Source organism: Asticcacaulis sp., from assembly GCF_027484505.1.
Taxonomy (GTDB): Bacteria; Pseudomonadota; Alphaproteobacteria; order Caulobacterales; family Caulobacteraceae; genus Asticcacaulis.
On sequence record NZ_JAIXSV010000098.1, the window covers coordinates 1 to 4984 of the forward strand.

Consider the following 4984-nt stretch of genomic DNA (forward strand, 5'->3'; position numbering starts at 1 on the left):
GCAGTCCAACCATGGACCGGTTGAGTCGGGCCACATCCCCGTTGCCAGGGAGCACCTGGAAAGTCATATCAGTGTCACCCGCCGACAGGCTTTCCAGTTTGCTGGTGACATCGCCCACTGTGCGCGAAACCGACCGCACAACCAGCAGACTGATCAACGTCACAAGGAAGGCCCCGCCCGCCGCCACCGCAATCAAGGTCCAGGACAGCAGGTTGATGCTGCCGGCGATGGCCGTTTCGGCTTCATCAGACCGTTTGGTGAAGTTCGTGCGCTGCGCCTCCGTAATGGCGGTGATCGCATTGCCGTTGCGGGTGAAGTCCACCATCTCGGCGTTGCGCGCGCTCTGGATCTCGCCCAGGCGGCGATAGCCGTCGCGATAGGCATTCATGCCGGCGATCAGATCCGCAGAGCGGCGACGGAACGGTTCGGGCAGCGCCGCCCGCATGTCGGTCAGCTTGGCAACCGCCGCCTCCACCCCGCCCATGGCGCTGCGGATATCGGCTTCGGCACTGGTGGAGCGATAGCGCATCCCTGTCAACCGACCCAGCTGCAGATCATCACTCGCCAGATTGACCACCGCCAACGCGCGGGCATTGCCCGCGTCCATCATGGCCTTGGCAATGGCCTGCGTTTCCGACAGCAGGGCCGGGCCGCTGCTGTCCAGGGTGGTAACGATGCTGGTCCGTTCGGCCACGAAGGCTTGAACCTTGGCCCAGTTCTGTTGATAGGCGGCGAACAGTTGGACGATACGGGCATGGTCGGCCTGTACAGCCGGGTCTGCATTGCGCCCCATCTGATCAATGGCCGCCCCCACCGCCCCGATGCGTTGTTCAATCTGCGGCAGAACGGCGGGATCAAATGTCCGCAGCCAGATATTGATGGTGTTCCGCATGGCCCACATACGGGAATCAATATCCTGAATGTCATCGGTAACCGAGACGAGACCGACATAGGTGGCTGTCTGCTGTTGCAATTGCTGCTTCGTATGCCAGGCAATAGCGGCGATGCCGAACAGCAGCACAACGGTCACGATCAAACCGCCGACCAACCGGGCGCGGATGGAGGATTTAAGAATCGTTAACATGATAAACCGCGCGGTTAGAGGGCCATTATCCAGCTATGTAAGTTGCCGAAGGTAAAGTAGAAGTGCCCGAAACCAGGAATCGTGAAAATTTATTTGAAAAGCCCACCAGCACCTTATTCAGCAGCATCGCCAATTCCATGACAGCATACGCAAAGCATCATTTCCTTTATGGCAACGGCCAACGGCAGATCGGCACCCGACGCAAGGTGCAGTCCGTACCCATCCTCACCGACCGCTCCCCGTGCAACATGATGCAACACAAAATAAAGGGCTGTTTCATCACCCATGGCCCTTCAGCACCGACAGCACGGGGCGTCGGCGGCAGCAAGGCACATGGGTGGCGTTGATAGTATCAGGGTAGCAGAACCGGTCCCGGAAGTCAGCGGTTAGGGTGGGGTGGGTGCGTCATCGGTGAGCGCAGGTCCCTCGGCCCCAGCCAGGCTTAGCACTCTCGGCTAGCAGCTAACTGAGCTTCCTCACTGGTTAGGCCAGACTTGCGCCCTGCCATCTCTGGCGACAGTGGGGCCGGAAACGGACGCGCGGGTTTTGGGACGCCAGAGTGGGAAAGCGGATCTTCAAATTGGATATAGTGTCCCCTGATTCACCGACACGTTCTGCGGCGGCCCTGGCTGGATCGTGGCTCGAGATGAGGCCGACTGCCGTTTGAATGCCCGGCAGGCGGCGACGTCGTCTACGAGACGGAAGCCCGGTCGGTGTCGACGAGTACGATTTGCCGCCTATAAAAATTAATAGTCACATCGAAGATAGCAGAGCGTCAGAAGCTCGCCCGTAGGCGTACTCGAAGGCGTCGGCGCCGACCCGGTGGATGGTCAGGATTTTGGTAACATGTCAATTCGTTAACCTTTCGTCATGCTGTCCAATAACCCGTCCAGTCCAGTGAAGTAGTTCGATATCTTCTTCATGGTGTTGCGAAGGTTGACGAGGTTGACGGTCTCGAACGCAAGTACCATCGGTTTCCCGCCCTTCTCAACGGAGTAGCGGAAAGAAAAGGACATTGGGTCGGCCGCAGACATTTCTTTGACGCAGGCTTCCACGGCATCGGTGGCGCCGCCATCATCTGTTCCATTTCGGGCAGTCTCTATTATCGGACGCACCTTCTTCCACAGGTCCGTCAATTTGTGCGAATTCCAGTCTGCTTCCTGGTCGAAGTGGCGACCATACGTTGCCAGCACGTACTTCAACTCCAATTCGAGGAAGTGCCGATACAGGAAGATGATCGGGTAGACGACGGTGCTCTGGAGAAAAGACTCGGTGGCGACGGCGTCGACCAGCTTGTCGGCGGCTTCCCGGTAACCGTCGGCCATGAGCACAAGACGCGTCCATGCGTGAGGTGTCAGGGTGCCTTCGTCCAGTGTCTGCCCCGGGGAGACAAACAGCTTGTCTCCCGTTTCAGGCCATGTGAATTCGGAGTTCAGCAGGCTTTGAAAATCAGGTTTGGGCACGATCATCCTCCGCCGCAAAGGCAACCACCATCCTACTACGTGCGGCACTTCCCATCACTCTGCCTTCCGGGCAGGGAACAGGGGAGTGACGCTCCCGGTCAGGGCGGCGGGACTGCTGCCCGCTCAGCCTCTACCGGCGGAGGCACATCGTTGCCAGCGGCGGCCTTAGCACCATCTTCCGGTGGGTGTGAGGCGGCGTCGGGCGATCCTCCGTTTCCCGGTACCGGCGCAGGCGTACCCTCATCTGCGGCGGTCCCTCCTTCTTCGACAATATCGGCGTCTTCCTTCGCCGACTGATCCGGCGGCGGCGTCAACAGAGCCGGCACCTGGACGACGGGCGCCTCCCGGACGTGGAGCAAGGACGGCGTGGGATGCACCGGGTTGCACCGCTTCAGGTCGATGACTTTCTGGGCCAAAGCCATCTGGGTAGCGTCGAACCCTTCGCACCATTCCTCGTACCCAAGCAATGGCATTCCTCGTCCGCCGTCCAGGCCGCGCTTCTTCCCCGCGTCGCATGTGTGGAAGGCGTCGACCGCGACCCCGTAGTTCTCCACGAGATGGATACAGGCGGCCAGCATGACGGCGTCGCCGGTGCCAAGCATCCGCGTGCCGCCAGTCTTCCGATAAGGCAGATCCTTCAGGCGACCAGCCATCAGCATGACGTTCGGGTTGAGGTCGACCAGGCGAACCGTGCCACGGAAGTCCTTCAGGAAATCTTGGAAACTGCCATGGCTCCCGCCGACGAAGGCGCTCGGCACAACCTCAGCAAGGGAGACGGAGCAGGTGTGGATCACCACCGCCCCGTTCTTGGCCTCCTCGATGTATTGCTCGATACCGCTGAGGTCGTAGGCCGCAGTGTTGTTGCTGAAATAGGCGTAGAATACGCACGAATCCCAGAAGAGGTGGGTCTTTGCTGCCATGCCCCCTACCACTCCTCATCCATGTCGTCAGGCTTGGAAGCCTTGAGAGCGCCCTTCCATTTCGACAGGTCGACCGAATCGTCTAGCCTGTTGACATGACGAATCTCCAGTCGCACAGGGAGTTGCTGGCGCCCATCGTAATGTGCTGTGGCGTCCACTGAAACCCGCTGATTGAACTGTTCGCGGACGGTCGGAATCTCGTCCTTGTTCAGCACGCAGTCGAGTTCGACGCCTGCGGTCAATATCAGCTTGCCGCGCAGGAGCGTGCCGCGCGCATCCAGTTCCTGCAGGACGCCCTCGAACGTCCCGAACGCCGTTCCATGGAAATACACGGGGGCGGCCGGAGTGTTCTCATTCGCGGCGGCGCCAGCCTCGCGGACCCTATCAGCCAGGAACTCGTCGATGCGGATGATCCGCCCATGCGGGAAGGTGAGTTCCGCGTGGGAGAAAGCCTTTGCGCTGCCGCTGGTCAGCTTCAGAAGATTGTCGAGCAGCGGCTTAGGAATCTGCAATGCTGACACGACATCCCCGTCGTAGACGGAGGACACGAGGTCAGACAGGGCACCTATGCTCGAAACAACCGGATGCTTGCGGTGGCCAGTTTCTTTCTCTCGAATGGTGGCGAGCGCGCTACCGATTTGAAGGTCGGTGATGATGTACTGGTGGCGCTTCTTGTTGTCGTGCTCCATGCGGTCGACCCGCTTGAGCGAATCCACCAGGGCGCGCAGCTTCTCGACGAACACGTCCGCGCGCACGAGGTCGTTGTCGACCTCCAGCCCGTGAATCTTCAGCGTGATCTTGTCGTCGTCGCTTGACATAGCCTGCATTTACCCAGTCCATGCAGCTAAGTATATCTTGACGTAGCGACATGGTCCAGCGGTGTGGATATAAGGGGATTCTACACCTCAGCCATCAAAAGACCTTTCACACATAACCGAATTCGGGGGATACAATACCGATACCCCGCCTTTCCTGCTCCGTTATGTCTGCTCTCAGGCTCCGCGATTGGGCTCCCAAACGTCCCCCTTGGGGCGCAAACCAGTCATCCCCCAACAACAAAAAAAGTCCGGCGGATCGCTCCGCCGGGCTTTTCCTTGTCTCCAACCCACCGCCGGGTCGCCCCGGCGATGGTTGTAACAGTAACCCTTACTCCGCCGCTGCTGGGGCAGCGAGGTTGCGCAGGACGTATTGCAGGATGCCGCCATTCTTGAAGTAGTCGACCTCGTCCAGCGTGTCGATACGGCAGAACAGGTTGACCACTTCCTTCGACCCGTCGGCGCGGGTGATGGTCAGCTTCAGGTCCATGTGCGGCTTCAGCCCGGCTTCCACGCCTTCGATGTCGAAGGTTTCGGTGCCGTCCAGCTTCAGGGTGTGGCGGTTCACGCCGGCCGGGTACTGGAGCGGCAGGATGCCCATGCCGACCAGATTGGAGCGGTGAATACGCTCGAAGCTTTCGGCCACGACGGCGGACACGCCCAGCAGGCGGGTGCCCTTGGCGGCCCAGTCACGCGACGAAC

General features: G+C 60.0%; 5 protein-coding genes and 1 pseudogene. 1 reads left to right on the forward strand and 5 read right to left on the reverse strand.

The features are described from left to right. A partial coding sequence (locus Q0072_RS05865) for a methyl-accepting chemotaxis protein (protein ID WP_298327071.1) occupies positions 1 to 1084 on the reverse strand: 1084 nt, incomplete at its 3' end. A 62-nt stretch (positions 1085 to 1146) separates the two neighbouring features. Here Q0072_RS05865 and Q0072_RS05870 point away from each other — a divergent pair. Then, positions 1147 to 1431 (forward strand): hypothetical protein, encoded by a 285-nt coding sequence (locus Q0072_RS05870; RefSeq protein WP_298327074.1) that lies wholly within the window; start codon positions 1147 to 1149, stop codon positions 1429 to 1431. Positions 1432 to 1941: 510 nt separating this feature from the next. Here the strand turns inward: Q0072_RS05870 and Q0072_RS05875 are convergent. The 4 genes and pseudogenes from Q0072_RS05875 to Q0072_RS05890 form a co-directional block, all read right to left on the reverse strand. Then, on the reverse strand, positions 1942 to 2547 hold the full coding sequence (locus Q0072_RS05875) for a hypothetical protein (protein ID WP_298327077.1): 606 nt from the start codon (positions 2545 to 2547) through the stop codon (positions 1942 to 1944). Between the two features lie 98 nt (positions 2548 to 2645). Next, positions 2646 to 3467: a hypothetical protein gene (locus Q0072_RS05880; protein WP_298327080.1), complete on the reverse strand. Its 822-nt coding sequence runs from the start codon at positions 3465 to 3467 to the stop codon at positions 2646 to 2648. A 5-nt stretch (positions 3468 to 3472) separates the two neighbouring features. Beyond that, complete coding sequence (locus Q0072_RS05885; RefSeq protein ID WP_298327083.1) at positions 3473 to 4285, reverse strand: hypothetical protein; 813 nt, start codon at positions 4283 to 4285, stop codon at positions 3473 to 3475. Positions 4286 to 4613: 328 nt separating this feature from the next. Beyond that, positions 4614 to 4984 (reverse strand): annotated as a pseudogene (locus tag Q0072_RS05890) (hypothetical protein); the annotation flags it as partial.